The sequence below is a fragment of the Peribacillus cavernae genome, from assembly GCF_003989135.1.
GTDB lineage: Bacteria > Bacillota > Bacilli > Bacillales > DSM-1321 > Peribacillus > Peribacillus cavernae.
The window spans coordinates 1-26,505 of the sequence record NZ_RYZZ01000017.1 but is presented as its reverse complement, the minus strand read 5'-3'; the positions used below and the strand labels follow the sequence as shown (position 1 = coordinate 26,505).

Annotated in this window: 20 protein-coding genes; 13 read left to right on the top strand and 7 right to left on the bottom strand. The window is 42.5% G+C overall.

What is annotated here, in order from left to right; all coding sequences use genetic code 11:
* Window positions 1–48 precede the first annotated feature (48 nt).
* A complete protein-coding gene (locus tag ELQ35_RS12960; protein WP_126865254.1) occupies window positions 49–1,542 on the bottom strand; it encodes a peptide MFS transporter in 1,494 nt (497 codons plus the stop codon).
* A 488-nt stretch (window positions 1,543–2,030) separates the two neighbouring features.
* Between ELQ35_RS12960 and ELQ35_RS12955 the strand changes: the two genes are divergently transcribed.
* On the top strand, window positions 2,031–2,798 hold the full coding sequence (locus ELQ35_RS12955) for a sulfite exporter TauE/SafE family protein (RefSeq protein ID WP_126865253.1): 768 nt from the start codon (window positions 2,031–2,033) through the stop codon (window positions 2,796–2,798).
* Between the two features lie 259 nt (window positions 2,799–3,057).
* Here the strand turns inward: ELQ35_RS12955 and ELQ35_RS12950 are convergent, their stop codons facing one another.
* Both ELQ35_RS12950 and ELQ35_RS22625 read right to left on the bottom strand, forming a co-directional pair.
* Window positions 3,058–4,125, bottom strand: a complete 1,068-nt coding sequence (locus ELQ35_RS12950; protein ID WP_126865252.1) for an alpha/beta fold hydrolase — start codon at window positions 4,123–4,125, stop codon at window positions 3,058–3,060.
* Window positions 4,122–4,286: a hypothetical protein gene (locus ELQ35_RS22625; protein WP_185861761.1), complete on the bottom strand. Its 165-nt coding sequence runs from the start codon at window positions 4,284–4,286 to the stop codon at window positions 4,122–4,124. The genes ELQ35_RS12950 and ELQ35_RS22625 overlap by 4 nt, the downstream gene beginning before the upstream one ends.
* Window positions 4,287–4,471: 185 nt before the next feature.
* Between ELQ35_RS22625 and ELQ35_RS12945 the strand changes: the two genes are divergently transcribed.
* The 8 genes from ELQ35_RS12945 to ELQ35_RS12910 all read left to right on the top strand — a co-directional run bounded on the left by ELQ35_RS12945 (window position 4,472) and on the right by ELQ35_RS12910 (window position 15,664).
* Window positions 4,472–5,140, top strand: coding sequence for a GntR family transcriptional regulator (locus ELQ35_RS12945; protein WP_185861760.1), 669 nt, complete (start codon window positions 4,472–4,474; stop codon window positions 5,138–5,140).
* Window positions 5,141–5,196: 56 nt separating this feature from the next.
* Window positions 5,197–6,414, top strand: a complete 1,218-nt coding sequence (locus ELQ35_RS12940; protein ID WP_246026067.1) for a CaiB/BaiF CoA transferase family protein — start codon at window positions 5,197–5,199, stop codon at window positions 6,412–6,414.
* A complete protein-coding gene (locus ELQ35_RS12935; protein ID WP_126865250.1) occupies window positions 6,411–7,358 on the top strand; it encodes a hydroxymethylglutaryl-CoA lyase in 948 nt (315 codons plus the stop codon). The genes ELQ35_RS12940 and ELQ35_RS12935 overlap by 4 nt, the downstream gene beginning before the upstream one ends.
* Before the next feature lie 125 nt (window positions 7,359–7,483).
* Entirely contained in the window at window positions 7,484–8,497 is a 1,014-nt protein-coding gene (locus ELQ35_RS12930; RefSeq protein ID WP_246026074.1) for a tripartite tricarboxylate transporter substrate binding protein, read from the top strand.
* Window positions 8,498–8,552: 55 nt separating this feature from the next.
* Window positions 8,553–9,038, top strand: a complete 486-nt coding sequence (locus tag ELQ35_RS12925) for a tripartite tricarboxylate transporter TctB family protein (RefSeq protein ID WP_126865248.1) — start codon at window positions 8,553–8,555, stop codon at window positions 9,036–9,038.
* Window position 9,039: 1 nt separating this feature from the next.
* Window positions 9,040–10,572, top strand: coding sequence for a tripartite tricarboxylate transporter permease (locus tag ELQ35_RS12920; RefSeq protein WP_126865247.1), 1,533 nt, complete (start codon window positions 9,040–9,042; stop codon window positions 10,570–10,572).
* Window positions 10,573–10,877: 305 nt separating this feature from the next.
* Window positions 10,878–12,152 carry a metallophosphoesterase family protein gene (locus ELQ35_RS12915; RefSeq protein WP_126865246.1) on the top strand — a complete coding sequence of 425 codons (1,275 nt, stop codon included), beginning with the start codon at window positions 10,878–10,880 and terminating at the stop codon, window positions 12,150–12,152.
* On the top strand, window positions 12,149–15,664 hold the full coding sequence (locus ELQ35_RS12910) for a YhaN family protein (RefSeq protein ID WP_126865245.1): 3,516 nt from the start codon (window positions 12,149–12,151) through the stop codon (window positions 15,662–15,664). The genes ELQ35_RS12915 and ELQ35_RS12910 overlap by 4 nt, the downstream gene beginning before the upstream one ends.
* A 250-nt stretch (window positions 15,665–15,914) precedes the next feature.
* Here the strand turns inward: ELQ35_RS12910 and ELQ35_RS12905 are convergent, their stop codons facing one another.
* The 4 genes from ELQ35_RS12905 to ELQ35_RS12890 all read right to left on the bottom strand — a co-directional run bounded on the left by ELQ35_RS12905 (window position 15,915) and on the right by ELQ35_RS12890 (window position 19,736).
* Window positions 15,915–16,694, bottom strand: coding sequence for a class I SAM-dependent methyltransferase (locus ELQ35_RS12905; RefSeq protein WP_126865244.1), 780 nt, complete (start codon window positions 16,692–16,694; stop codon window positions 15,915–15,917).
* A 276-nt stretch (window positions 16,695–16,970) separates the two neighbouring features.
* On the bottom strand, window positions 16,971–17,624 hold the full coding sequence (locus ELQ35_RS12900; RefSeq protein ID WP_126865243.1) for a potassium channel family protein: 654 nt from the start codon (window positions 17,622–17,624) through the stop codon (window positions 16,971–16,973).
* 15 nt (window positions 17,625–17,639) lie between these two features.
* Window positions 17,640–18,953 carry a TrkH family potassium uptake protein gene (locus ELQ35_RS12895; protein WP_126865242.1) on the bottom strand — a complete coding sequence of 438 codons (1,314 nt, stop codon included), beginning with the start codon at window positions 18,951–18,953 and terminating at the stop codon, window positions 17,640–17,642.
* Window positions 18,954–19,205: 252 nt separating this feature from the next.
* On the bottom strand, window positions 19,206–19,736 hold the full coding sequence (locus ELQ35_RS12890) for an IseA DL-endopeptidase inhibitor family protein (RefSeq protein ID WP_126865241.1): 531 nt from the start codon (window positions 19,734–19,736) through the stop codon (window positions 19,206–19,208).
* 744 nt (window positions 19,737–20,480) lie between these two features.
* Between ELQ35_RS12890 and ELQ35_RS12885 the strand changes: the two genes are divergently transcribed.
* From ELQ35_RS12885 to ELQ35_RS12870, 4 genes are all read left to right on the top strand, one after another.
* Window positions 20,481–21,962 carry a helix-turn-helix domain-containing protein gene (locus tag ELQ35_RS12885; protein ID WP_126865240.1) on the top strand — a complete coding sequence of 494 codons (1,482 nt, stop codon included), beginning with the start codon at window positions 20,481–20,483 and terminating at the stop codon, window positions 21,960–21,962.
* A gap of 201 nt (window positions 21,963–22,163) precedes the next feature.
* The gene (gene hutU / locus ELQ35_RS12880; RefSeq protein WP_126865239.1) at window positions 22,164–23,834 is read left to right on the top strand and encodes a urocanate hydratase; all 1,671 of its coding nucleotides are present in this window, start codon (window positions 22,164–22,166) and stop codon (window positions 23,832–23,834) included.
* Between the two features lie 82 nt (window positions 23,835–23,916).
* On the top strand, window positions 23,917–25,218 hold the full coding sequence (gene hutI, locus ELQ35_RS12875) for an imidazolonepropionase (RefSeq protein WP_126865238.1): 1,302 nt from the start codon (window positions 23,917–23,919) through the stop codon (window positions 25,216–25,218).
* Complete coding sequence (locus tag ELQ35_RS12870) at window positions 25,191–26,192, top strand: agmatinase family protein (protein ID WP_126865237.1); 1,002 nt, start codon at window positions 25,191–25,193, stop codon at window positions 26,190–26,192. Before hutI ends, ELQ35_RS12870 begins: the two co-directional genes overlap by 28 nt.
* Window positions 26,193–26,505: the final 313 nt, after the last annotated feature.

Genomic DNA, 26,505 nt, shown 5'->3' with positions numbered 1-26,505 from the left:
GTAAAAAAAGACAGCTCGTCCAACCGACAAAGCTGTCTTTTTTATGTGCTAGCGTATTCCTTTCATAAAACCTTGAATCTTTGGCGCCAACGCTAACAAGATGACTCCTAGAACCAGTGAAGCTCCACCGATCAAACCGAAATAGAACATTTCATTTTCAGGAGTATAAAATTTAACCAATTGCGCATTAATCGCTTGAGCAGCAGCATTTGCTAAGAACCATAAGCTCATCGTTTGTGCTGAAAAAGCAGCAGGCGCTAATTTAGTGGTAGCCGAGAGACCAACAGGTGACAAGCATAATTCACCAAGTACCACAAGGAAATAGCTAAGAACAAGCCATAAAGGATTTACTAATGAAGCTCCGCCATAGTAAACCGGTAAGAGAATGACAAGGAAAGATAGACCGGCAAATAATAAACCTAACGAAAATTTTTGAGGAATCGTTGGCTGACGGTTTCCCAGTTTAACCCATAGCCAAGCAAATACTGGAGCTAAAATGATAATAAACAACGGGTTTAATGATTGGAACCAGGCTGGAGAAACATGAATTCCTGCAAAATCCAGCTGCGTCCGCTTATCCGCATAGCTTGCTAAAATGGTTGATCCCTGTTCCTGGATTGCCCAGAACATCACAGCTGCAATAAAGAGCGGGATGTAGGCAATTAAACGAGAACGTTCAACGCTTGTTGTTTTAGGGCTGCGGTACATGAAAATAAAATAAAGAGCAGGAATAACAATTCCTAGGATACCGACCAGGTTAATAAAGCTTTCAATTGTTAAGGCGCCCATGGAAACGGCAATTACAGCTAATACAGCAATAATAACTATGCCTATACCAATCTGGGTGAAAACCTTTTTCTTTTCTTCTGCTGATAAAGGGTTTGTAGGAATCGTTCCGGCAAGTCCGAGGTTTGTTTTCTTCGTTGCCAAAAATAAGACTAACCCGAAGAACATTCCAATAGCGGCAAATGCAAAACCGAGATGGAAGCTATAATCCATTACTGTTTGTGATCCGACAATCAATGGGGCAAGGAAGCCGCCAAGGTTTATTCCCATATAGAAAATGCTGAAACCAGCATCACGGCGATTGTCATTTTCGCTATAAATTTCACCAACTACACTGGAAACATTCGGTTTTAACAGACCAGTACCTAGGACGATAAGTACCATGGATACAAAGAACATGGAAAGACTTCCTGGTATAGCCAGAACTATATGGCCGAACATAATCAAGATACCGCCATAAAAAATGGCTCTCGACGTTCCTAACACCCTATCGGCCAGCCACCCGCCAATAATACCGGACATATAAACCAATGAACCGTAAATGGACATGATAGACAGCGCTGTCGTTTGGTCAAGTCCTAACCCGCCTTTTGAAACTTCATAGTACATATAAAAGACCAGAATGGCCCTCATTCCGTAGTAGGAGAAGCGCTCCCAGAACTCAGTAAAGAAAAGTGTGAACAAACCTTTAGGGTGTCCAAAAAAACCTTTTTGAGGCACGCTATCCACAATTTTCTGTCTATTATACAATGACATACAATTTCCTCCTCTTCATTATTCTATAATACCGAAGATGGTTTTGAAAAGTAAATGTAATTATGTGATTTTTATAGGAAATTGCAAATTTTTTTGAAGAAAAGCGATAACAAAAATTATTTTAGAATAATCAATTGGTTGGGAATTTTGTGACTCTATGAAAATATCAAAGGAAGTATATGAAGAATATAAAAACCGATGGAAGAATTCCTTAGCCAAGCGGCACAACTGTATTCAGATAGTATCCAGGCTTTAAGAATCCACTGCGGACGGTGGAGTATGCGAAAGTAACTGATTATCAAGCACATTATGCGAACCTTGCAGGCAAAACTTTTGAGGAACGGACTCAGTATTTTGAAACCCATTCAATAGATCCAAGCGTAAGATCAAAAAGTCTCTCCAAACAATATTCGGAATATTATTTACTATTGCTTTACATTGTTATATAATCGCATAAGTAAACTCGGAATTAAGTGGGAGGCAGCAGGATGACGGTCGGTATTACAGTTTTGGGTTTTGTGGTAGGAACTTTGGTCGGCTTAACAGGAGTAGGCGGGGCAGCCCTTTTGACTCCTTTATTAATAACATTTGGGATCAATCCTTCAATTGCGGTAGGAACCGATCTGGTTTATAACTCGATTACCAAATTATTCGGGGTTGCCCAGCACTGGCGGCAAAAGACGATTAATGTGAAACTGGTAAAATATTTAGCTTTAGGGAGTGTTCCAAGTGCAATCATTGCAATCGGCACTCTGCATCTATTTCCTTCATTCCAACAACATCAAGAAAACATTATTAAGCATGCTCTCGGATATGTGCTGACATTAGTAGCCATTTCGATTATCCTGCGTGTCTTTTTCGATAAGAAGATGGGTCCTAATCGTTGGCAGAATCAACCTCTTGAAAAAAAGAAAACATTAACGATCCTAATTGGTGTACTCTTTGGTTTTATAGTTGGCTTGACTTCAATTGGTTCTGGATCCTTATTTGCGATTGCGATGATCTATTTATACAACATGAAATCTTCCGAGTTAGTAGGAACCGACATAGCCCATGCATTTTTGTTAGTGACTGTTGCAGGTATATTAAATGCCAGCTTTGGAAATGTAGATTATATCTTGGCAGGCAATTTACTGATAGGTTCTATCCCGGGTGTGCTATTGGGCAGCAGATTATCGGTTAAGGTATCACCAAAACCGCTTCAGGCGATTATCGCCACAATCATTTTAATTACTGGAATCAAGCTTGTTAATTAAAAATATCGGTGTCTCTATGTCTCTATCTGTAAAATAGAAATAGTTGCAGGCCTTATTCAGTTACCTTCTTTATTACTTATGAAGGGCACCGGTATAGTTTACATACAGTTAGGAAATAAAAGATTGTCCATGCAAAAATGCAGGCAACAAAAGTATGATAAAAATGTTTTCTAATCGAGGGTTTCAAAAGAGGCATTCATAAAAGAGCTGGTTTTCGGCCAGCTCTTTTGCTAAACAAAATATTAAAAATCGAAGGAGGTTACTTGATTGCTTCCAAAACAGGCTCAGCTAATAGTTCGCTAAGATGTTTGTCAATCTGGTCCGTGTACTCTTTTCCTTCAGCAGCGAATAGGGCAAAGTGACCGCAGATACTCCGGATTACTTTAAGCTCGCTATTCGGGATCATTTTTTGTTCTTCTTCGCAATCCCTCGGTGGAAAGAACATATCTTCATCGATCGGCATGACATAGACTTTTGCCTTGATTTGGCCAAGTGCTTCCTGTAGATTTCCGTTCGTATTCCTGCTCACATCACCCCGTTGCCATTTCCAGCCCATGCTAAGAAGTGCATTCGGATCCATCTCTATAAAAAGCGGTTCAAGGAATCCAGCTATAAATTCATCTAATGAAGCTACTCCAAATAGCCGCCATCCTTCCTTTTTGTAAAATTCAGTGCTCAATCCCATAACAGACCATATTTTTGCATGTCTTTTCAACCCATCTGCAACTTCCCGACAAGATTGATAATTTCCGCCATTCCAATTCGGATCAGAGGTGATCGCTTCGTTTAGTGTCTCAGTAAACAGAAAGTCGTGTGAGGTATTTTTGGCAGTACCGGCAATCGGTGCAGCCCGCTTGACCATATCAGGATAGCGGACAGCCCATTCATACGTTTGCTGGGCTCCCATTGAACCGCCGACTACGAGAGCCAGTTCCTGGATGCCATATTTTTCAGTAATGAATTTATGTTGGGCACGAACATCATCGCCGATTCTAACGTTTGGGAAATGAGCCATGCCAAAGGGTGCAGGAGTGTTATGAGGTGAACTTGATAACCCATTTCCGATTTGGTTCACAATCACAATAAAATATTTTTCCGGGTCAAGGGCTCTTCCGCTTCCGATATAGGGTTCATAGGCTTTACTGGTTCCTGAAAACCATGTGGGAATGAGAATCGCATTATCTTTTGCGTCATTAAGCTCTCCAAAAGTAGCATAAGCGAGCTTACAATCAGGGATGTTTTCCCCGTCTTCTAAAGAAAAGTCTCCTAAATTATAGAGTTCATATGGGCCATGAAATTCCTGAGTATAATAGTTATTTTTAATCAATTAGTATCACCTATCCCTTCAGCCATACTTTCTTTACCGGTCATGCCTATTACCTCCTCATCATTAATGTAGGCGAATACAATATATATTCCTTTAAGATTTGAATTATCCTTCTTTAAAATCATTTTCATTATATTTTCTAGGTAAAAAGCAGATTGCATCTATCCAGTAATCCTTAGAAAAACATTTATTAATATTTAGTTATCCATTTTTTCACGGTGAGATGAAAGTTTATAGCAATACTTATCGAAATTTTCTGATTGAAATGAATATTAAAAGTGTTATGATATAAATTGTATACAATATTAATTATTGAATACAATGTTGAAGTTAGATGGGTGAAGCGATGAAGAACGATAAGAAATCCAATTTGTATGAGCAAGTGTATGTATCGATAAAGGAAGCCATTGTGAAGGGAGTGTTGTCACCGAATGAACGGTTGCGGGAAGTGAGGCTGGCTGAAATGTTCGATACAAGCCGAACTCCTGTGCGCGAAGCTTTAAGGAAATTAGAGAAGGAACGTCTTGTAACCTTTGAACCATCTATTGGCGCTAAGGTTACCGAATTAAATGACGAAACAATTACCAGTATCTATGAGTGCCGCTCAGTATTGGAAGGTCTTGCAGCAAAAAAAGCTGCACTTCATATACGACAAGAAGACTACTATCAATTGAGTGAGTATATCATTCTCTCGAGACAGTATTTTCAAGCAGGAAATATAGAACAAGTGGTTGAAAAAAACACTTTATTCCATGAAACGATTGTAAAGTTGAGCCGAAATCCGGCGCTAATTCAAATGGTGGAACACGTTCGTACCGAAATCCTTCGCTATCGAATCATTACGAGTTCTTTTGGTTTTCGAACAAGGGGTTTTGATGAACACGATGCGATTCTTGAAGCGATTAATGGGCAAGATCCTGACAGTGCAGAGGAATTAATGAAAAAGCACATCCAGGAGGACTTGCAGAATATTTTAAGTGGTTTGAATCAGTACAGTGTGAATTTCAATTGTTAAAAATGAAAGCGTTTTGCCTTTTAAATGTCAGAATCAAAATGTAGCAGGAGAGACTCATGAACTTTTTTTGTGGAGGTGATTGGATGGCAGGACCGCTCAAGGGGTTAAAGGTTCTTGACATTGCAACCGTTTATGCAGCCCCTTTCGCAGCAGCCATATTAGGGGATTACGGAGCAGATGTACTTAAAGTGGAAGTTCCGGGAAGAGGAGATCCTGTACGCGGCTTCCAACCGATGTGGCATGATGAGTCGATTCCATGGGCCACAATTTCACGTAATAAAAAAACGGTTACACTTGACCTCAGGAAAGAGAAGGGTCAGGAGGTGTTTCTTCGGTTATTAGCGGATCACGATGTATTATTCGAAAATTTCCGTCCTGGGACACTTGAAAAATGGGGAATTCCAATCGAACGGATAAGAGAAGCCAATCCGAATATTATTGTTGTCAGCGTTAGTGGTTATGGCCAAACCGGCCCCCGCCGTGAAAAAGCAGGATTTGGAACTTCAGCCACAGCCTTTAGCGGTTATACATACATCAATGGTGACAGAGACAGGCCGCCTTTATCACCACCGATATCACTTGTAGATTATGTAACGGGGTTATTCGCAACGATCGGCGCGGTTGTGGCATTGTACCATCGTGACGCATTAGGAGGGGAAGGCCAAGAAGCGGATGTGTCTCTTTATGAGTCGATGTTCCGTATGTTAGAGAACATGGTGGCTTCTTACGACATACTCGGATCTGTGATGGAGAGAAAAGGCAATGATAACAGTGCATCGGTGCCGGTGGGAACCTTCCAAACAGCAGACCGCAAATGGATGGTGCTTACAGCGAGTACGGACCGGACCTTTTACCGCTTAGCAGAATTAATGGGGAGGGGAGACATGATAACCGACACGCGCTATTCTACCAACAAAGAGCGTGAAACAAGGCGGGATGAATTAATGAACGTGGTGGCAGATTGGATCAAGCAATATTCCGCTTCAGAGATTCAAGTGCTTTGTGACAATCATGGCGTACCCATCTCTCCTATTTATTCCATAGAAGATATTTTCCAGGATCCGCAATATCAAGCTCGTGACTCGATTGTAGAAGTTGAACATGCTTCATTTGGAAAAATAAAGCTTCCAGGTGTTGTACCAAGATTCACAAAGACCCCTGGTTCTGTGAAAAATACTGGCTCGAAACTGGGGGAACACAATCTGGAAGTGTATACGCAACTTGGTTTTTCACCTGAAGAAATTCAAGATTTACAAAGGGAGGGAATCATTTGATTTGGGAATGTAACGATTTTATCAATGTGAAAGAGGTCGGTCCGCGGGACGGCCTTCAGATGGAGAAAGAATGGATACCGACAGCGGAAAAAATTAAACTCATAAACGCACTGTCTAAAACGGGTGTCAACGGTATCCAGGTTACATCTGTTGTTCACCCAAAGGCGGTTCCGCAATTGGCAGACGCAGAAGAGGTAATGAGAAGCATTGAGCGCCATCCAGGTGTTTCCTACAGTGTGTTAGTGCCCAATGAGCGTGGCGCTGAACGTGCTGTACCGATGAAAGCAGATGAATGGGAGTTGATGCATTCGGTAACAGAATCCCATAGTCTAGCCAACGCGAATAAAAAGGTTGATGAAAGTCTTAAAGAACATGAAAAGGTCGTCAAGCTTGCAAATGAACAGAACGTAACTGTTCAAGGGGGCATGGCAACTGCGCTGGGCTGTCCGTTTGAAGGGAAGGTGCCATTCAGCAGGGTGGCTTATGTTGCGGAAGCCTATTATTCTATGGGTATCCGATCGATCAGTATTGCCGATACAATTGGCGTCGCTGACCCTAAGCTGATTTATACAACAATGAATAGGCTGATTAACCAGTTCCCGGACGTAGAATTCAGTCTTCATCTGCACAATACTCGCGGAATGGCCATTGCCAATGTCCTGGCTGGCATTGATGCAGGTGTACGTTCCTTTGATGCCTCAATGGGCGGTCTTGGCGGTTGTCCGTATGCCCCTGGAGCAACTGGCAACGTATCCACGGAGGATCTTGTTCACATGCTCGACCTAATGAATATTCCAAATGGAGTTGATTTGAACCGCCTGCTTGATATCTCGAAGATTGTTGAGACATTGGTGGGGCATACCCTGGAAAGCGCCATTTATCGCGCGGGGCCTGCTGACCAACTTCAAGTTGCTCCAACAGCTCAAAAAAAGATTGGTAAATAAGAACTTTGAGGACAAGTTGATTCACTTCAAGTTGCAATTATACAGATCTTATAATACGGCTATTACTTTTTGTTTTCCAAATAACTTTATATAAAAATTTTAGAGGGGGAATTGTTTTGAAAAATGTGAAAAAGAAAGCGTTCATGATGTTCATCGTTTGTTTAACCTTTGTTGTTGCATTGGCAGGCTGCAGTTCTAGTTCAACGGACGGACCGACAAAGGCTGGTGGAGAAAAAGAGGTATATGCGAATGGAAAGCCGGTCAACATAGTGGCTCCTGCATCACCAGGAAGCGGATGGGATCTAACGGCTCGTGCCCTAGTTGAAACCTTTACGAAAGAAAAACTGGTTGAGTTCCCAGTTCCTGTCCTTAATGAGCCAGGCGCTGTTGGTGCAGTGTCTCTATCCCAGCTGGTGACGCAAAATAAGGGTAAAGTCGATAGAATCAGTGTCACATCGACTCCCATTATGTCCAATTACCTTCGCGGGAATTCAGACTACAGCTATGAAGATGCGACAATGATTGCCAGGCTAATTACAGAGTATTACACAGTCGTAGTTCCAAAAGATTCAAAGTATAAAACTCTTAAAGATTTACTGGCTGACGTTAAAGAAAAAGGACAGGCTATTCCTGTTGGAGCTTCCGGAGACGATCAGCTTCCATTTGCTTTATTGGTGGATGAAACAGGAGGAAATCCAAAGAATATTAAGTTCGTTTCGTATGAAGGCGGCGGAGAAATCACAAATGCCTTATTGAATGGCGATCTTCAAGCGGCTGTTTCAGGGGTCAGCGAATTCAGTTCCCAAATCGAGGCGGGTGAATTCCGTGCTCTAGCTGTCTTAAGCGAAGAACGCCTGGAAGGTGCAATGAAAGATGTTCCTACAGCTATCGAACAAGGGGTGAATGTATCTTTCGGGAACTGGCGCGGCATCATGGGACCGCCGGAAATGCCACAAGAAGCTGTAACGTATTGGCAAGATACCATTGAAAAAGCACTTCAAACGAATACATGGAAAGAACTCGCCGAAAAAAACCAATGGGAAACGACTTTTATGAAGGATGAGGAATTCCAGAAATACTTAAAGGAAACCAATGACTCGATTGAAACAGGGCTGCAAAAAACTGGGCAAATTAAATAATTTGGTAAACCAGCAAACAATCTAACTATGAATCTTGAAAGGAAGGGGTGGTCATTTGAACAAGAATATCGTTTCCGGAATTGTGGTCTTCCTTTTTGCACTTATTTATACCATTATGGCGTTCCGGCTGCCGGCCTCATCGTCACAAAACGCAGTAATTGGCCCATCCGTCTTTCCGACAGCCATTGGTATTCTCTTAATTGTGACCTCTGTTATGCTTATAGGAAAGGGAATCATTGAACAACGCCAGCAAAAAGGCATGCAAGAGCCTGAAAAGAAATCGGAAGAAGAAGGGGAAAAACAAGATTCCAAGAAGGTTTTCGTTCTTTCCCTTTTACTACTTGGGTATGTCTTATTATTCTTCCCGTTGGGGTACTTGATCTCAACAGCCCTCTTTATTCTGAGTGTTACCATGTTTTTGGACCGGGGGCACTGGATTAGAAATGTGATTTATTCTTTGGCCTTCCCTGTCACCATTTATCTCATCTTTGACCGTGTGCTGGCTGTTTATCTGCCGCTAGGTCCATTGGGAGGTGGCTAAGATGGACATTTTCTCAAATCTGATGACAGGATTCGGCCAAGCGTTATCGTGGGAGACTCTTGCCTTTGCTTTTCTCGGGGTTCTGATTGGGACATTGACCGGAATTCTACCCGGGATCGGGCCTATTACCGCGATTGCTTTATTAATACCAATGTCATATGGAATGGAGCCAATGAGCGGCCTCATTATGTTAATCGGGATTTATTATGGGTCTATGTATGGGGGATCAACCACAGCCATACTTGTGAAAACACCAGGGGAAGTGGCTTCCGTGGTAACAACATTGGATGGTTATGAAATGGCAAGACAAGGAAAGGCCGGACGTGCCTTGTCGGCTGCCGCGATTGGATCGTTTATTGCGGGAACATTATCCACATTGGGTCTCATGTTGCTTGCACCGATTTTAGCCAAAGCAGCTTACTTTTTTGGTTCGGCCGAGTATTTTCTGATGATTGTGTTGGCCATGACCATGGTTTCCAGTTTAACTACTGGCTCTGCCTTAAAAGCCTACATCTCTACCTTGTTTGGCCTGTCAATCGCGATGGTAGGGATTGATTTGCAATCCAGTGTACCTAGATTTTCGTTCGGGGTTCCGAATTTGCTGGATGGTATCGATTTTGTGTTAGTCGCGATTGCTTTATTCGCGATTCCAGAAGCCCTTTCGAATATGGCTAGAAAAGGCAAAGCCGCTAAAATGGATATGCAAGAATTTAAAGGGTCTAATTGGATGACACGTGAGGACTGGAAAAGATCCGTCGGGCCATTCGGTAGAGGCTCGTTATTAGGTTTCATCATTGGCGTCCTCCCTGGGGTAGGTCCATCTTTAGCATCCTTTCTGTCTTACGGGATGGAAAAGAAGCTCTCCAAACATCCTGAAGAGTTTGGAAAGGGAGCGATTGAAGGTGTATCCGGTCCGGAAGCAGCCAACAATGCCGGTGTGGGCGGTGCATTAGTTCCGTTATTTACACTTGGGATTCCAGGATCGGCTACGACAGCACTGTTAATGTTTATTTTCATGATGTACGGCATGCAGCCTGGACCGGGAATGTTTGACCAGAACCCCGAATTGCTCTGGGCGATCATAGCCAGCATGTACATTGGGAATGTCATGTTGTTAATCTTGAATCTTCCATTGGTGGGTGTATTCGCTTCGTTATTGAAGCTGCCGATTGTGCCACTGTTTGTGGGTGTATTGGCATTTTCAGTGTTAGGTGTGTACGGGATTAATTACAACCAATTTGATCTTTTATTGTTATTTGGGTTCGGTTTGATCGGGTATGCGATGCAGCGATTCGATTTTCCGCTTGCTCCTGCTGTTATGGCGTTAGTGCTTGGCCCGCTTTTGGAACAAAATTTTCGCCGTTCCCTTGATATTGCAAATGGCAACTGGTTCACGTTTTTTGAAAGACCGATTTCACTCGTTCTTAGCCTCATTATTTTCGCGGTTATCATTGTACCAATTGTGAAGACGTTGGGTAAGACAAAACGGAACGGTAAAAAACCGACGGATACAGATATTAATACGAATGCCTAATCATTTTCAGATGCGATTATGGGTATCTCATTTTATAATAAAAGCCCTTCTCAATCAGAGAAGGGCTTAAAACCATTATTACTCCATAATCTGGATGATGCCTGACACTCAATCTACTTCAAAGTTTGGCTAAACTTTAATAAAATAGTAGAATATACTCTTGGACTTATTAAACGGGCTCCATATTTCTACAAAATATGAATGATGTCAGGAGCCAACTATTTTTCTGTCAAATTATGAAGGATTTTATACTCTTAATCCGGAAATGTATAGTAACCTAAAAATAACCAAGGGAGGAAGCCAACGTGGATTTTACTTTTATTCATGCAGCAGACATTCATTTGGATAGTCCGTTGCGGGGACTTGAACAATATGAAGGGGCGCCGGTTGAGCAAATACGGAATGCGACGCGAGAAGCATTCATTAACCTTGTCGATGCGGCAATCGAGAATAAAGTAGCCTTTGTTATTATTGCCGGTGATTTATACGACGGGGATTGGAAGGATTACAATACCGGGTTATTTTTTATCAGCCAAATGACACGATTGCAAAAAGAAGGGATTCCAGTGATTTTGATTCGTGGTAACCACGATGCCGCCAGTCAAATTTCAAAAGAGCTTAAACTGCCTGAAAATGTGAAGGAACTGTCCGTGAACGAGCCGGAAACGATTTTGTTGGAGGAATTCAATACTGCCATCCATGGCCAAGGTTTCTCTTCCCGTTCAGTAATGGATAACCTTGTATTGCAATATCCGATCCGGAAAGACGGCTATTTGAATATCGGGATTGTACATACCTCGGCAACAGGCAGGGAAGGCCATGAACATTACGCTCCTTGTTCATTGGATGATTTAAAAGCAAAAAGCTATGATTATTGGGCGCTTGGGCATATTCACTTAAGAGAAGTGCTGTCAGAGAATGAACCGGTCGTTTTATTTCCTGGCAATATTCAAGGCCGACATATAAAAGAAACTGGGGACAAAGGCTGTACATTTGTCCATGTAAGGGATAGCGAAATTCAATCGATTGAACATCATACCCTGGATGTTGTCAGGTGGCAAGTATGCGAAGTGGATGCGAACGGTGTAGAAAACACTTCTGATTTAGTTGAAAAAGCAAGGGAACTTCTTGAAGAAACATTTGAACGAGCAGAAGGCCGTTTTCTGGCAGTTAGATTCCGGATTTACGGAGCGTGTTCGATCCATCAAGAATTGCTTACTCAAAGAGAACACTTTATCAATAATATTCGTTCATTATCTTTGGAAGTCGGGCAAGGCGATATTTGGATCGAAAAAGTAAAGATACAGACTGCAAAAACCGTAAATATAGATGAATTAAGAGAGCGGAATACACCATTGGCCAGTATTTTAGATTATTTACAACTAATCAAAGTAGACGATGAAGCGATAGCTTCATTATTGGCGGAATTCAAAGATCTTCACAATGCGCTGCCTCATGAACTAAAACAGACAGAAAGAGGCTTGGACTTTAACAACCCAATGCTTGTTAAAGAACGTTTTGAGGAAGTTGAGGATCTAATTTTACATTACTTAACGAAGCAAGAGGTGGGTGCGGTATGAGATTTGATTATTTCCGTTTAAAGGCGTTTGGCCACTTCACTGATTATCATTTGACATTTGATCTCAATAAAAACTTTCATCTGATCTATGGGCCAAATGAAGCAGGGAAAAGTACCATTCTTAACTCTGTTTCAAACTGGCTCTATGGATTTCCGAAAAACACCACTTATTCGTTTTTACATGATAATAAACAACTCCGAATCGAAGGCGGGCTAAGCCGGTCAACCGGTGAAAAATTGCATTTTGCCAGAAGAAAAGGGAATAAGAACACGGTATTGGACCTTCAAGACAAACCAATTGATGAACAAAAAGTCCGTCAGTTATTAAACCATATTTCAGAACAGCAGTTTACAAATATGTTTGCGCTTGACCATGTCCGTATCCGTGAAGGCGGAAACAGCTTACTGCAAAGCGGCGGTAATCTTGGGGAGAGTTTATTTTCAGCAGCTTCAGGAATAAATATGGTTCGTTCGGTTTTAGATAAGCTAGATACAAAAGCAAAAGATATCTATAAAAAAGGGGGATCCAATCCACCGGTTAATCAGCTGATTAAAGAAGAGAAAGAGCTAACAAAGAAGATAACCGAAAGCCAGCTGAGAGTTAAAGAGTGGAAGGATCTAGAAAAAAGTTACCGTGAAGGCGAAAAGCACCTAGAAGATTTGCAAAAACAAATACGTGAGCTTCAAACGAAACAACGGAAACTTCTCCGTGTTCAGACAACGTTGCCGAAAACGGCAAAAAGAAGCGAATATAAGAAAAAGCTTGAAGAAGTAGGCAGTATTCCAGAACTGCCGCATGATATACGGGATAGGTACAACGGAAATCTTCAAGCACTGCAAGTGGCGAAAAAAGACTTGAAGAAAGCAGAGGAGCAAATCGAAGAATTACAAATGGAACTGGCGAAAATCCAAATTCCTGAATTTATTATTGAACATGCGCTGCTTATCGATTCCCTATATAAAGATGTGCAAAGCTATGAAAACAAACTGAAAAAGCAACCTCTGCTGGAGCAGGAAAAGAATCTCCTGGAACAGCAAGCTCTCTACCTAGCAAAGAAAATAAACGGTTCACTCAACCAGATAGAAGATATTGATTCATTTCGAATTTCTGCTGAAACAAAACAATTGATCCTTGAATTATCGAAGCAAAAGCCGTTGCTTGATCAATCTTTCAAAACAGTAACAGACGATATTGCCTCCTATGCTTTTGACCTTCGTAACTTTCAAGATGAGCTGGCCATACTACGGGATGTGCCTGAATTAATCGATTTAGAAACAGCGATCGAAAAGGTAAAGCGTGAAGTTAGAATCGAGGAAGAGCTAGAAAAGTTAGCAAAACAAGCTGAAAAACAAGATGCAGCTATAAAAGATTCGATAAATCGGCTGCCTTTATGGACTGGCAATAGAGAGTCACTTTTACAAATAGAGCCTCCAATGGTGGAAACGGTAAGGAAGTTTCAGAAAGACTTTACCATGCTCCAGGAAGAATTGAAGCGGGTGAACGAATCCATCCTGCAGGAGCAGATATCGATAGAAGAAAATAATGAACGAATACGCGAGTTAGAAGCGTTGGAAAATATCCCAACAGCAGAAGAACTGAAGCACTTGCGTGAACACCGTGACCATGGCTGGGTTATCCTCCGTTCAAACTTACATGGCAAAGAAGATAAAAACCAAATAATTACCTACACAAATGGCTTGCCTTTGGAGCAGGTTTTTGAAAAAGCAATTCAGAAGGCAGATCTTGCCTCAGACACCATGCGAATCCAGGCTGAAAAAGTGGGCGAGAAAAACAAGCGGCTCGGCGACATTCAAACTAGTGAACTGAAAATCTCTCAACATGAAGAAAAGAGAGAGAAACTAACAAATGAATTATCCTTTTTACACAATGAATGGTCCGACCAGTGGCAATCAGCAAACATCGCGCCGCTCACCCCGGAAGAAATGCTCGAATGGCTGCAGAAATACGAAAAAATCAAAGAACTCACCGGCGGGCTCAATGAACTCATATTGGGCATTCAGGAAAAGGAAGCGAAACGGTCTTCACTCAAAAGTCTTTTATCGGCTGCACTTGAAAAGCTTGAGCTGCCTTCATTGGAGATAACGTTAACCAATCTGCTTGATCATGCGGTGAGATCATTTAGGGAGTTACAAGAAAAGAAGAGTAAGAGAAATCAAACGCTCCAACAAATCCGGCAAATCGAGAAAAATGTAAGCCATAAGGAAGAAGAAAAACAAACCATTCTTACAAGGGTTGAAAACTGGACTTCACAATGGAAACAAGCGATTACAAAAGTTCCTGTATGGCCTGGTTCATCGCCGACAGTGGTCGTGGAAATCGTTCAGTTGTTGGAGGAATGCGTACTTGCGTATGAGAAGACGACTGAAAAAGAAAAAGAACTGAAGGCCGTCAATGAGAGCATCCAGAAATTTAAAGAACTAGCAGAAAGTCTAATTGATAAATACCAGTTGAATTCAATTCCCGAACATCATGCTATCAGTCAATTGCACAAAGAACTGATACAGGCTCAAAAAGACCAAAGTACTGCAGAGGGAATCGATAAACAATTAAAAGGATTGCGGGAAACGGTTAATGGCTCACATCGTGAAATTGAAGCTGTAACACTGGCAATTGAGAACCTAAAAGAACTCGCAAACTGCAAGGAAGATGAAGAGCTGGAGCAATTAATTTCTATGTTTTACTTAAAGGTAGAATTTATTTCTAAAATTCAAGAAATCGAAGAAGAGCTTTTTAATCTCGGTGGCGGACTCACCATTGACCAACTCATCAAAGAATGTGATGGTATTGAGTATGATACCATTTCTGTGGAAATAAGTGAGATTGAAAATACACTGCAACACCTGGATGAGAAACGAATGTCATTCAGTAAAGATCATGGCGCATTACAAAAGGAATACTTTGAAAAAAGTAAGGGAAATAGCAATGCAACGGTAAAAGCGGAACAAGACAAAGAAAGCATTTTGTCCCGCCTGCAATTTCACGCTGAACAATACGTAACGCACAAAATGGCGGCGCTTTTGCTGCAAAAAGGCATCGAACATTATCGGAATAATAACCAAAGCCCAATATTAACCAGAGCCGGCGAAATCTTTTCAAGACTTACTTTATATTCTTATCATGGCATTACCGTGGATTACGATGAAAAAGATGAACCTGTTTTAATGGGCGTACGTAATAATGGAGATAAGGTGCGGGTTGATGGGATGAGCGACGGCGCGACAGACCAGCTGTACCTGGCACTTCGCATCGCCAGCCTCGAAAAGTATGTTCATGACAACGAACCGATTCCGTTTATTGTTGACGATATCCTTATCCATTTTGACGATGAACGATCAAAAGAAACGCTTCGGGTACTACTGGAGTTATCGCAGAAAACACAGGTCATTTTCTTTACGCACCACTCAAGACTTATTGAGATAATAAAACAAGTAGGAAACGACGATTACCAGCTTGAAGAAATAGCAAACTTAAACCCTACTATTACTGTTTGACACTCCCACTCCTAGAGGGGCAAAAGCTGACTAACGATCGGAAAATCTGTAATAACGAAGTGGGAATTATGTATGGAAACAATCGGTCGGTATGAGCGAAGATATCGAAAAAAATGACCGGAAAAGCAAAAAGGGGCACGGCAAGAATGTTTTCAAAAGTAAATTCCTGGAATAGTTGGAGCGGAAAAAGTGAAAACCGGATGATCGTTCCGAAAAGGAGCTGGCATCCGGTTTTTAAATGTGCTATATTCTATTTCTTCACTGTAAGGGCCATCCATTCATCGATTGTTAGTGATTGAATCATGTCTTCTGATATTTCAATAGAGAAATAGTCAAGAATAGATTTGCTGGCAGAGAGAAGATGCTTGTCGACTTTTTTGATTTGTTCCTCTGATGTCGTTGTGCGTTCGACCCACTCCGGGTAATTAAATGTTTTTTTGCGGGATTCCGCTTTCACTAAAGTCAACCCGGCTTGCTCAAACCATGTCGACCATTCTTTCACCGAGTAGCTGCGCATATGGCTTTCATCGCGGAGTTTTTCCAGTCGGTTGACGAATTCATCTAATTCCTTGTCTGCGGGAGCAATATTGTCAATAAGCAGGAATTTACCTCCCGGTTTTAATACCCGCGCCGCTTCCTTTACGAATTTGTCAGGATGCGGAAAATGGTGCGGGGCAATCCTACATGTGACAGCATCAAAGGTATTTTCTAAAAACGGCAGAGATTCTGCATCTGCCACAACATAATGAATGTTTGAATACGATGGATCTAGATGGCGCCTGGCTGTTTTAAGCATTTGGTAGGTTAAATCTGCAGCAAAAACAGATGCTGCATGCGGAGCTAAAGCTTTAACCACATGTCCGCCTCCTGTGGCGATATCGAGTACGATCGATTCTGGCTGAAGCTGTAGCCACTCAGGAAGAAGGGCCAGGTCAGACCCCTTTGAATGTGTGCTGCTTGTTACATATTTCTGTGCATGTTTTCCGAATTGCTCCTGCACCTTCCTTTTGATTGAATCTTGTTCCGTCATATGTCATTTTCTCCTTTTTGATAAGGTAAAGAGAGAGGAACTCTTCTCAGTTTGACCGACCATCACTTTTTATTTTATTTGACTAGGATGCCTTCCGCCAAATAACTGCTTCAAACCCTTGTTTTATTTTGATTCCTATCAATAACAATGATATAAATTTGCAGTAATAATTGGTCGTGAGACATATTATCCTAAGGGAGACCTTTCATGGAAGAGCAGATTTCTGAAAAAAAGGTCCACTCGCGAAGGTGAGCGTTGTTATTATTATTTTATTCTTTATTGGAATTTCTTTTTGAGTTTTTCAATCTTTTTGTTTTCCCCAATCAAAAGGAAGAGATCGCCTTCTTTAAAAGGGATTTCTGCAAAGTGAGTCAACAGTGGCTTTCCGTTTCGTAAAACCAAAGACACAGTAAGGTCATAGTTTCTGGAAAAGTCCAACTGCCTTAAAGTATGACCCAGCATTTGTTCAGGAACTGCCATCTCAATGGCAGAAACATCTTTTGTGATCTCAAAATACTCAGCCACTCCTGACATCATTTCATGGCGGGCAATCTTAGCTCCGGCTTCCTCCTCTGGATTTACCACTCGATCTGCACCTACACTTTCAAGAATTTCACCAACTTCTTTATTGGATGCTTTCGCGATAATTTTTTTAGCTCCGCGTTCTTTCACTTTTTTAGTTACAAGTATTGCCGAGTATTCGTCTGTTCCGATTGCAATGAATACGGCATCAAATTCCTCGATGTTAAACTCATCTAGAACATCATCATCTCTCATATCCCCGACAACGGAGTATGTTGAAAACTCATCATAATCCTCAAGGTAATTTTCGTTTATATCACAAACGACTAATTCACATTCTTGTTTATATAATTCTTTGATGATGCCGCCGCCGAAACTTCCTGCCCCTACAACTAAAAACTGTTTCAAGTATATGTCCCCCTTTTAACCTACAGCTAAATCCTCTTTCAGATATCTTGTTTTAGATGCTTCCAACCGTAGTACAGAATAAATCATGCTAAAGACTCCAATTCTTCCGATGATCATCAATAAAATCAAAACGATTTTCGAGACAGGTGCTAGTTCTCCTGTTATCCCCAAAGATAGCCCTGTATTCGTTAATGCAGATAAAACCTCAAAGATAATGAATTCAAATGGTTGTTTTTCCAGCATTGAAACGATGACAGCAGAAACAAAAAGCAGCATTGAAAAACTGAAGAAAATTAAGAAAGATTTATTAATCGCCTCATTTGAAATGGTTTTCTTTTTTATTACTGTGTAGTCCTGCGATTTGGCAACTGAAACCGTTTTGGCAATTAACACTCTAAGAGTGGTCAGTCTTATGCCTCCCCCGGCACTGGATGAAGCTCCTCCTACAAACATTAAAAACATTAGGATCATTAAAGATGTCATTGTGATAGAAGAAAGAGGCAAAGTTGTAAATCCACCATTACGGGCAGTGGCCGATAGAAATATGGCATTTGTTAGTTTATTTAGGATTGTATAACCACTAAAAGCACCGTTATATTCAAGGGCAAAAAATACAACGGAACCAGCTACTAACAGATAGGTGTGCATTCTGATATTGATTTTGGAAAATAGGCTTTTCTTCTTCTTGAAAGAAAATACGTATTCCACGATCGTCGGGTAGCCCAAGCTGCCTAAAAAAATGGTGAATGCCGTAGTCAGCAAAATAACTTTATTATCCTTAAAAGAAATTAGGCTGTCACCAAATAAATCAAAGCCGGAATTTGTAAAACTTGCGACACTATGGAATACTGCAACAAATATAGCATCCGTTTTATTGTCAAATCGGGGGAGTATTTGTACGAGTGTAATAAGAAAGCAGATCGCTTCAACAATGAGTGCGATAACTAAAACGGAAAACCCTAAAGACCTGATGGTTCTTAGATTACTTTGATTCTGATCTTTAGAAAGCAAAAGCAAATTAGTCATCGTAAGCCGCTTCCCCAACATTAAAAATAGATAGCTCATCACTACTAATATACCTATTCCACCGAGCTGCATTTCGAAGATTAACAACATTTGTCCTAACCTGGTTAGATCCCTTGATACATCAATAGAGGAGAGGCCCGTCACACTGAGGGCACTCGTGGATAAAAATAAAGAATCGAGATAACCAAGTTCCCCATTATGTGATATGGGTGCAGCATAGAACAGGGCAAAAAGTAAAATCGTCGAAACGTACAGAACAAATACAAAGCGAAATTGTTTGATATTTGATTTGGTTTGGGTCATTTCAATACTCCATTTTGGTGATTTTTTTCGTAAATATTTTTTTTAAGAAAATATCCTAAACAGTTATGTATGATAGTAATTTACCCAAAAGTAACTTGGATAGTCAACAGCTTGATACATCTTCCTTTATAAGTTAACCATAAAAGAAAAAGTCCCAATTGGTTTTGGGACTTTTCTATGCTTCTTCCTCTAATTTTACTTAATCGTCATATGATTGAGCCCTTAACATTGCCTGTGGCATGCGAGAGTTACTTATTGCACGGCATCGAATTGGTTCACTTTCCATTTAGATCCCGACTTGTAAAAAGTAACAGTGCGTTTCACACTATCTCCTTCAACAGTGGGTACAGTGAATGTATATGAACGGACGTTTGGTCTTTGATACACCAATTTTACTTTCGCTTTACTCCAAGTTAGCATGCTGCTCCCGTCCCCAACAGCGCGAGCCAATTTTCCATTATACGTAATATAATTATATTTGTTTAACCCTTTTTGTATGGAATTATTTGTAAATTTTTCTGATAAGTATGTAACTAGCTTGTCTTTTGTATTAAATTCCTTGCAAAGGTAAGAATACTGTTTCCCCTTATAATTAAATGTTTTTTGTGTGCAAGAGGTGTTTTTGTATCCATGTAATGCATTCCAGAAATGAGTGCTAGCATTATTAGCTATTTTTATCGCATTTGTATTTGATAGGTTCTGTGCCGAAGAGTGTGCTGAAACTCCTGTGCTTATCGTACAGAAAAGAATGAACGATAGTATGATAACTGCAAATTTTTTCATTTTTTGCTTCTCCTCCTCAAAATAGCGATACTGATAAAACTATAGTGTTTCTTTATTACAAATATTACATTTATGTTACATTAAATATTACATGAAATAAAGACATTTTTGAAGTTTCATTTAACAATAGTCAATTCTATTCATAGAGCTTGGAAAATCCAATTAGAAAGAGGCCGATAGTCCCTGTTATTGGTGCAACCAATGTCACTCATATGGATAAAGTCTTAAGAAAATTAGAATCCTCTCCGGATAAAAAAAGGGGAGAAATAAATAGTGTCTCACTTCATATAAGTAAAGAACGCTATGTACAAATGAATGTATCAATAACGTTGTACGGATGTGATAACATAGTTCAATTCTTACGGCTGTGCTCTCAACATAGATTACCATACGAAATAAACTATTTTAGATTATATAAATTAGACAATAAAATATGCGTTTAATCAATTAAAAGTTGGCCTATGATATTCATGAAAGACATTGGATTGCAGGAGCTGAAGTGAGGGAGCCTTGCCCCAGCTTCTTCAATCCAGGGTAGTAAAGCATCTAAGAAAGTCTCCGTAAATGTGATTAACACCACTCCAAAACACAGTGCCTGTCTATAGGCAGTATCCCGCTTTTGCAAAAAATAGCCATATCGTGCATGATTCCGGTTTAAATGTCCGAATCGATACAATAAAATATAAATAGAATTTTCATAATATTTATCCTATGCGAGACCGGATTCATGAAAGGAGCATCCCTATGATAAAGCTGTTGATTGCGGACCGGGATCAAAATGAACGGACCGGCATTCGCTGGCTCGTTTCTTCATATGCGATTCCGTTTGATAAAGTATTGTTTGCAGGGACGGTTTCTGATGTTTTCCGTTTGATCGAAGCGGAAATGCCGGACGTCATGTGCATTGAACTTGATATGATTCCCAAGGATGTATGGGACAGCTTCAGGGAATTGGCAAAAAGGTATAAGCCAAGGGTCATCGCCATGACGGCGGAAGCAACCTTTGAACGGGCACTGCAGGGAATCGAGCTTCAGGCGTGCGATCTCTGGGTGAAGCATCAATCGCCCGATCACATCAAGCGGGTGTTGACGGATTGCTACAGGATTTTGACCCGGACCCCGATGATTCAGGAACCGGCAAAAGCTGAAGCGGGCACTGTTTCTTACCGCTCATTATTCTTGCCCCAGGAAACGGCGGGCATCAATTACCGGCTGATGCTGATGCAGCTGGAGAATCCGAAAAATCAATTGATGCTCCTGGCCTTTTTACAGGAGTATCCGTTTCATAACCAGCCGGTTTTCCTGCCGTTGAGCAATATGATCGTTTGCATTTTTGAATTCGATTCCAGGCATCCGCTTGAGCATTTAAAGTACCTAGGAAACCGAATCTTATCAGAATGGGAAGAAAAGTTTTCCGAACCGCTGTCAGTGGTTTTATACGATACTGCAGATCCATCCCTTTCGCTGAATGAAAAATATCTTTATGCCAGGCAGGCGCTGGAAATCAGGTTTTTCCAGGGATTCCGGCAGCTTTCGGTCATTGAGGATAGGGTGGACTGGTTAATGATCGACCCGTTCCTAACGCCGTCTGAACAGCGGGAGTGGATCGATATGTTGAACAACATGGACCGTGAGAGGCTAAAGCAATGGATGTACAGGGAATTTCTTAACAAGGAAATGCCATACCCGGAACCTGGGTTGCTGCGGACCCGCTTGACGAGCATATTGGCCCAGGTGCGTCGGTATATGAAGTCCCTGTACCTTGATACGGGCCTACTTGAGGAACGCTATCATCAAATGTTCGAAACGATCCTTTATAACCCGATTCTGTACCGCATCGTCCAGGAATTTCTGCTGTTTTTGTACGAAGTCTTTGACCAGGCAAAAAACCACAAAGAAAACGCACGGACTGACATCATTGAGCAGGTAATCCTGTATCTGGAAGAAAGTTTTCACGACCCGGAACTGAGGCTTGAAGATGTCGCCAATCATGTCGACCGCAGTCCCGCCTATTTGAGCTCCCTGATCACTAAAAGACAGGGAAGCTCTTTCCGGCAGATATTGACGGGAATCCGCGTGAAAGAAGCACAGCGGCTCTTGCTGGCTACGAAACTATCTGTGCAGGAGATAGCCGAAAAAACCGGATTCATGAACGCCAATTATTTTAGCAAGATTTTTAAGGAAAAAACCGGAGAAACCCCCCGTTTGTTTCGGAATCGTAAATAAGTATAGAAATCTAAAATAATGATAGGTTTATAGTGAAAGCGCTTCCTGTGAGGGATTTCATTCTAAAATAATTAGGAAAATTCAAAAGAATATCGTCTGTTTATACTTGCTTTTTTTTTCTACACTTTAGATAGAAAAGAAATGAGTGTTCAAGGAAGTTCATCTTGAACACCATAAACCTATAGTAAAGCAGGTGGGAGCATGGCGGTAAATCAAACAGGAAAAAGGATAATCAAAAACTATACCGGGACTGAACTTCACACGAAGGGATGGATCCAGGAAGCGGCATTAAGAATGTTGTACAACAACCTGGATCCTGAGGTGGCGGAGCGGCCGGAAGACCTTGTCGTCTACGGCGGAATCGGGAAAGCCGCCCGTAACTGGGAGGCCTTTGATGCGATTGTCGAAACCCTCAAGAACCTGGAAAATGACGAAACGATGCTGGTTCAGTCCGGCAAACCGGTCGCTGTTTTCAAATCACACAGCGACGCGCCAAGAGTATTGATTGCGAACTCCAATTTAGTACCGGCATGGGCCAACTGGGACCACTTCCACGAGCTTGATAGAAAAGGGCTTATGATGTATGGGCAAATGACGGCGGGAAGCTGGATTTACATCGGCAGCCAGGGGATCGTACAGGGGACATATGAAACCTTCGCCGAATGCGCCCGCCAGCATTTCAACGGCACGCTGGCAGGGACGATTACAGTTACAGCCGGCCTTGGCGGAATGGGAGGCGCTCAGCCGCTTGCTATCTCATTAAACGGCGGTGTCAGCATCAACATTGAAGTCGACAAGAGCCGGATCCAGCGCCGACTTGATACGAAATATCTTGATGTAATGACCGAAAGCCTGGACGAAGCGATCTTTATGGCACTGGAAGCTAAACGTGATAAGAAAGGTATCTCGATTGGGCTTCTTGGCAACGCGCCGGAAGTATTGAACACGATGCTTGAAAAAGGATTTATACCAGACGTACTCACAGACCAAACATCCTCTCATGATCCGATCAACGGTTACATTCCCATTGGCATGAGCATGGAGGAAGCAGCTGAGCTTCGGAACAAAGACCCTAAAACATACGAAGCGAAATCAAAGCCAAGCATCGCCGAGCATGTCCGGGCGATGCTGAACATGCAAGAACAAGGTGCGATTACGTTTGATTATGGAAACAACATCCGCCAGGTCGCGAAAGACGAAGGGGTAGAAAATGCCTTTACTTTCCCTGGCTTTGTACCTGCCTACATTCGCCCGCAATTTTGTGAAGGAAAAGGGCCGTTCCGCTGGGTAGCACTATCCGGCGACCCTGAAGACATTCGTAAAACAGACGAAGTCATTTTGCGCGAATTCAGCCACAATACCCATCTGTGCAAATGGATTAAGATGGCCCAGGAACGGATCGAATTCCAGGGACTGCCGGCGAGGATTTGCTGGCTCGGTTATGGAGAGCGGTCAAAGTTTGGGAAAATCATTAATGACATGGTCGCCAACGGGGATCTGAAGGCACCCATCGTCATTGGGCGCGACCATCTGGATTCCGGCTCTGTTGCTTCTCCAAATCGGGAAACGGAAGCGATGAAGGACGGGAGCGATGCTGTGGCAGACTGGCCAATCCTGAATGCCCTGATCAACAGCATCGGAGGCGCAAGCTGGGTGTCGGTCCACCATGGCGGCGGCGTCGGTATGGGCTATTCGCTCCATGCGGGAATGGTCATCGTCGCAGATGGAACGAAGGAAGCTGAAAAACGTCTGGAGCGTGTGCTCACCACCGATCCGGGAATGGGGATCGTCCGCCATGCAGACGCAGGGTATGACCTCGCGATTCAAACGGCCAAAGAAAAAGGCGTTCATATGCCGACGTTGAAAAAATAAAACTAGACCATTAAGCAGGGGGAGCACAGCAGTAATAGTCTCCCCTTTTTTGCAAAATTAGATAATAGGAAGGAGAAACAGCATGAGCAAAAAACCACTATGGATTCGCCATGCAAGCCAGCTGGTTACCCTGAAAGGAAGCAGCGCCAGGCCTCTAATCGGAAAGCAGATGGAGCAGCTCCACATTATCGAAAACGGCAGCGTCTGGCTGGAAGACGGCCTTATCCAATTTGTCGGAGAAGATGAAGAAGTGGCTGAAGCCTATAAAGATCGCCTGGAGGAAGCAGAAATGATCGATGCAACAGGCAAGCTCGTTATCCCGGGTCTCGTCGATCCACATACCCATCTTGTCTTTGCCGGAAGCCGTGAAAAGGAATTCGAAATGCGGCTCCAGGGCGCGACATACATGGAAATTATGAATAGCGGCGGCGGAATTCATGCCACCACTTCGATGACAAGAGAAGCAAGCTATGAAACGCTTTTTAAGGAAAGCAAACAGCGCCTTGACCAATTCCTGCTGCACGGTGTCACCACAGTAGAAGCAAAAAGCGGGTATGGCCTGTCGCTAGAACACGAGATTAAACAACTGGAAGTCGCCGGTAAGCTTAATGATCATCATCCGATTGATGTCGTCCGGACCTTTATGGGCGCCCACGCCGTTCCTTTCGAGTACAAGGAGAACCCGGATAGATTTGTCGATTATGTCATCGAGGACATGATCCCGGAGGTAGCGAGCCGTAAGCTTGCTGAATTTAATGATGTCTTTTGTGAACGCGGTGTTTTTACACCTGAACAGTCTAAAAGCATTCTGGAAGCGGGACTCAAGCATGGGCTTCTCCCAAAAATCCATGCCGATGAAATCGAGCCTTACGAAGGGGCGGAGCTTGCCGCATCGATCGGGGCCATCTCGGCTGAGCATCTTTTAAAAGCATCGAATAAAGGAATAAAGGCACTTGCGGATAAAGGGGTAATCGCGGTCCTTCTGCCAGGAACCGCATTCTTCCTGATGGCAGAGTCAGCGAACGGACGGGACATGATTGATGCTGGTGTGCCGGTCGCGCTCTCTACTGACTGCAATCCAGGTTCATCTCCAACCGTCTCCATGCCGCTTGTCATGAACCTTGGCTGCTTGAAAATGGGCATGACTCCGGCGGAAGTACTTACAGCAGCGACCATCAATGCTGCCCATGCGCTGAATCGAGGAAAAGAAATTGGAAGCATTGAGAAAGGGAAAAAAGCGGATATCACGATATTTGATGTGCCGAACTACATGGTGCTTCAATACAAATACGGCGTGAACCATGTACACAGTGTCATTAAAAACGGTGAATTGATCGTTAATGGGGGGAGATTAGTGTGCAACGATACCCGTATCCCCAGTTAAAGCCACCGGCGTTCAGCTGGGACAGGAGCTCGGCACCCGAGGAACCGAAAGTAAATGAATGGATTCAGACGCTTGATCCCGGAAGTATCGAAAAAGTAGATTGGCCAAACTATCATGCTGCGATTCTTGGCGTTCCCTTGTCGCGTTCATCGATCTCAGCCTCGGCAGCAAGTGAAAACCCGGATGCGATGCGCAGAGCCTGGAAATACTTCACGACGTACAACCTCGACCATGAGGAAGATCTTTTAGAAATGAAAGTCGTCGATCTCGGTGACGTCCGCCAGCATGTAACGGATATTGAAGTATGCCACACCAATATTAAAGAAGCCATGGTCAGCATGCGCACCCATCACCCGGAAGTGTTTCCTCTTATCATGGGAGGGGACCATTCCATTACAGCAATGCTGGTAAAGGGATGGAAGGCGGTTCACCCAGATGAGCGAATCGGCATCCTCCAGCTCGACACTCACTTTGACTTACGCGATTTGGCGGATAACGGGCCGAGCAACGGTACCCCCATCCGAAATTTAATCGAAAGCAGGGTCATCAAGGGAGAAGACGTCCATAACATCGGGCTTCACGGTTTCTTCAATGCACGTTCATTAAAAGCGTATGCCGATGAAGCAGGGGTAAGCTATACAACGATGCGGCAGGCCCGTAAAAAAGGAATCGACACCACGATCAACGAGGCATTAGCGCAACTAAGCCAAAAAGTCGATACCATTTATTTCACGGTAGATATGGATGTCCTCGACAGCAGTTATGGACCCGGTGTACCCGCTTCAACACCGGGCGGCATGCGAAATGATGAGCTTTTCGAAGCAGTTTATCTTGCAGGCAGGTGCCCGAAGGTGAAAGCGATGGACATGGTCTGCCTTGATCCGTATAAGGATAGAGGCGAGATGACTACAAAATCCGCCGTCCACACGATGCTTTCCTTTTTGACGGGGTTGAAGCAGAGGGAAATGGAGTAGTAGTTTCGTTATTTGAAAAAAAGTAGAAAACAGACGACGAAACCCTGAAAAGTGACGACAAAAATAACAAACAGACGACGAAAACTAAAAAAGTGATGACAAAATCAAAAAACAGACGACCTAACAAACTTTTTAATCTTTAATTACAGATTTACCGAACGAGAAAGCCCACTACGGTGCGATATCACCCCCTTTTAGGGGTGGGATGAAAGTGAGGTCAGATACGGAGTGCCACTAAAAACCGAAAGGTTTTGTGGTACTTCAAGTATCTGAAAATTCCACTTTATATTTATTGTATATCTGTTGCAGTTCA

What these genes read in the sequence shown, in the direction of transcription:
- ELQ35_RS12890 (WP_126865241.1), bottom strand. Translation starts at nt 19,736, where the DNA reads ATGAAAAAATTTGCAGTTATCATACTATCGTTCATTCTTTTCTGTACG.
- ELQ35_RS12940 (WP_246026067.1), top strand. Translation starts at nt 5,197, where the DNA reads ATGAACTTTTTTTGTGGAGGTGATTGGATGGCAGGACCGCTCAAGGGG.
- ELQ35_RS12960 (WP_126865254.1), bottom strand. Translation starts at nt 1,542, where the DNA reads ATGTCATTGTATAATAGACAGAAAATTGTGGATAGCGTGCCTCAAAAA.
- ELQ35_RS22625 (WP_185861761.1), bottom strand. Translation starts at nt 4,286, where the DNA reads ATGCAATCTGCTTTTTACCTAGAAAATATAATGAAAATGATTTTAAAG.
- ELQ35_RS12945 (WP_185861760.1), top strand. Translation starts at nt 4,472, where the DNA reads ATGAAGAACGATAAGAAATCCAATTTGTATGAGCAAGTGTATGTATCG.
- ELQ35_RS12920 (WP_126865247.1), top strand. Translation starts at nt 9,040, where the DNA reads ATGGACATTTTCTCAAATCTGATGACAGGATTCGGCCAAGCGTTATCG.
- ELQ35_RS12910 (WP_126865245.1), top strand. Translation starts at nt 12,149, where the DNA reads ATGAGATTTGATTATTTCCGTTTAAAGGCGTTTGGCCACTTCACTGAT.
- hutI (WP_126865238.1), top strand. Translation starts at nt 23,917, where the DNA reads ATGAGCAAAAAACCACTATGGATTCGCCATGCAAGCCAGCTGGTTACC.
- ELQ35_RS12895 (WP_126865242.1), bottom strand. Translation starts at nt 18,953, where the DNA reads ATGACCCAAACCAAATCAAATATCAAACAATTTCGCTTTGTATTTGTT.
- ELQ35_RS12955 (WP_126865253.1), top strand. Translation starts at nt 2,031, where the DNA reads ATGACGGTCGGTATTACAGTTTTGGGTTTTGTGGTAGGAACTTTGGTC.
- hutU (WP_126865239.1), top strand. Translation starts at nt 22,164, where the DNA reads ATGGCGGTAAATCAAACAGGAAAAAGGATAATCAAAAACTATACCGGG.
- ELQ35_RS12885 (WP_126865240.1), top strand. Translation starts at nt 20,481, where the DNA reads ATGATAAAGCTGTTGATTGCGGACCGGGATCAAAATGAACGGACCGGC.
- ELQ35_RS12905 (WP_126865244.1), bottom strand. Translation starts at nt 16,694, where the DNA reads ATGACGGAACAAGATTCAATCAAAAGGAAGGTGCAGGAGCAATTCGGA.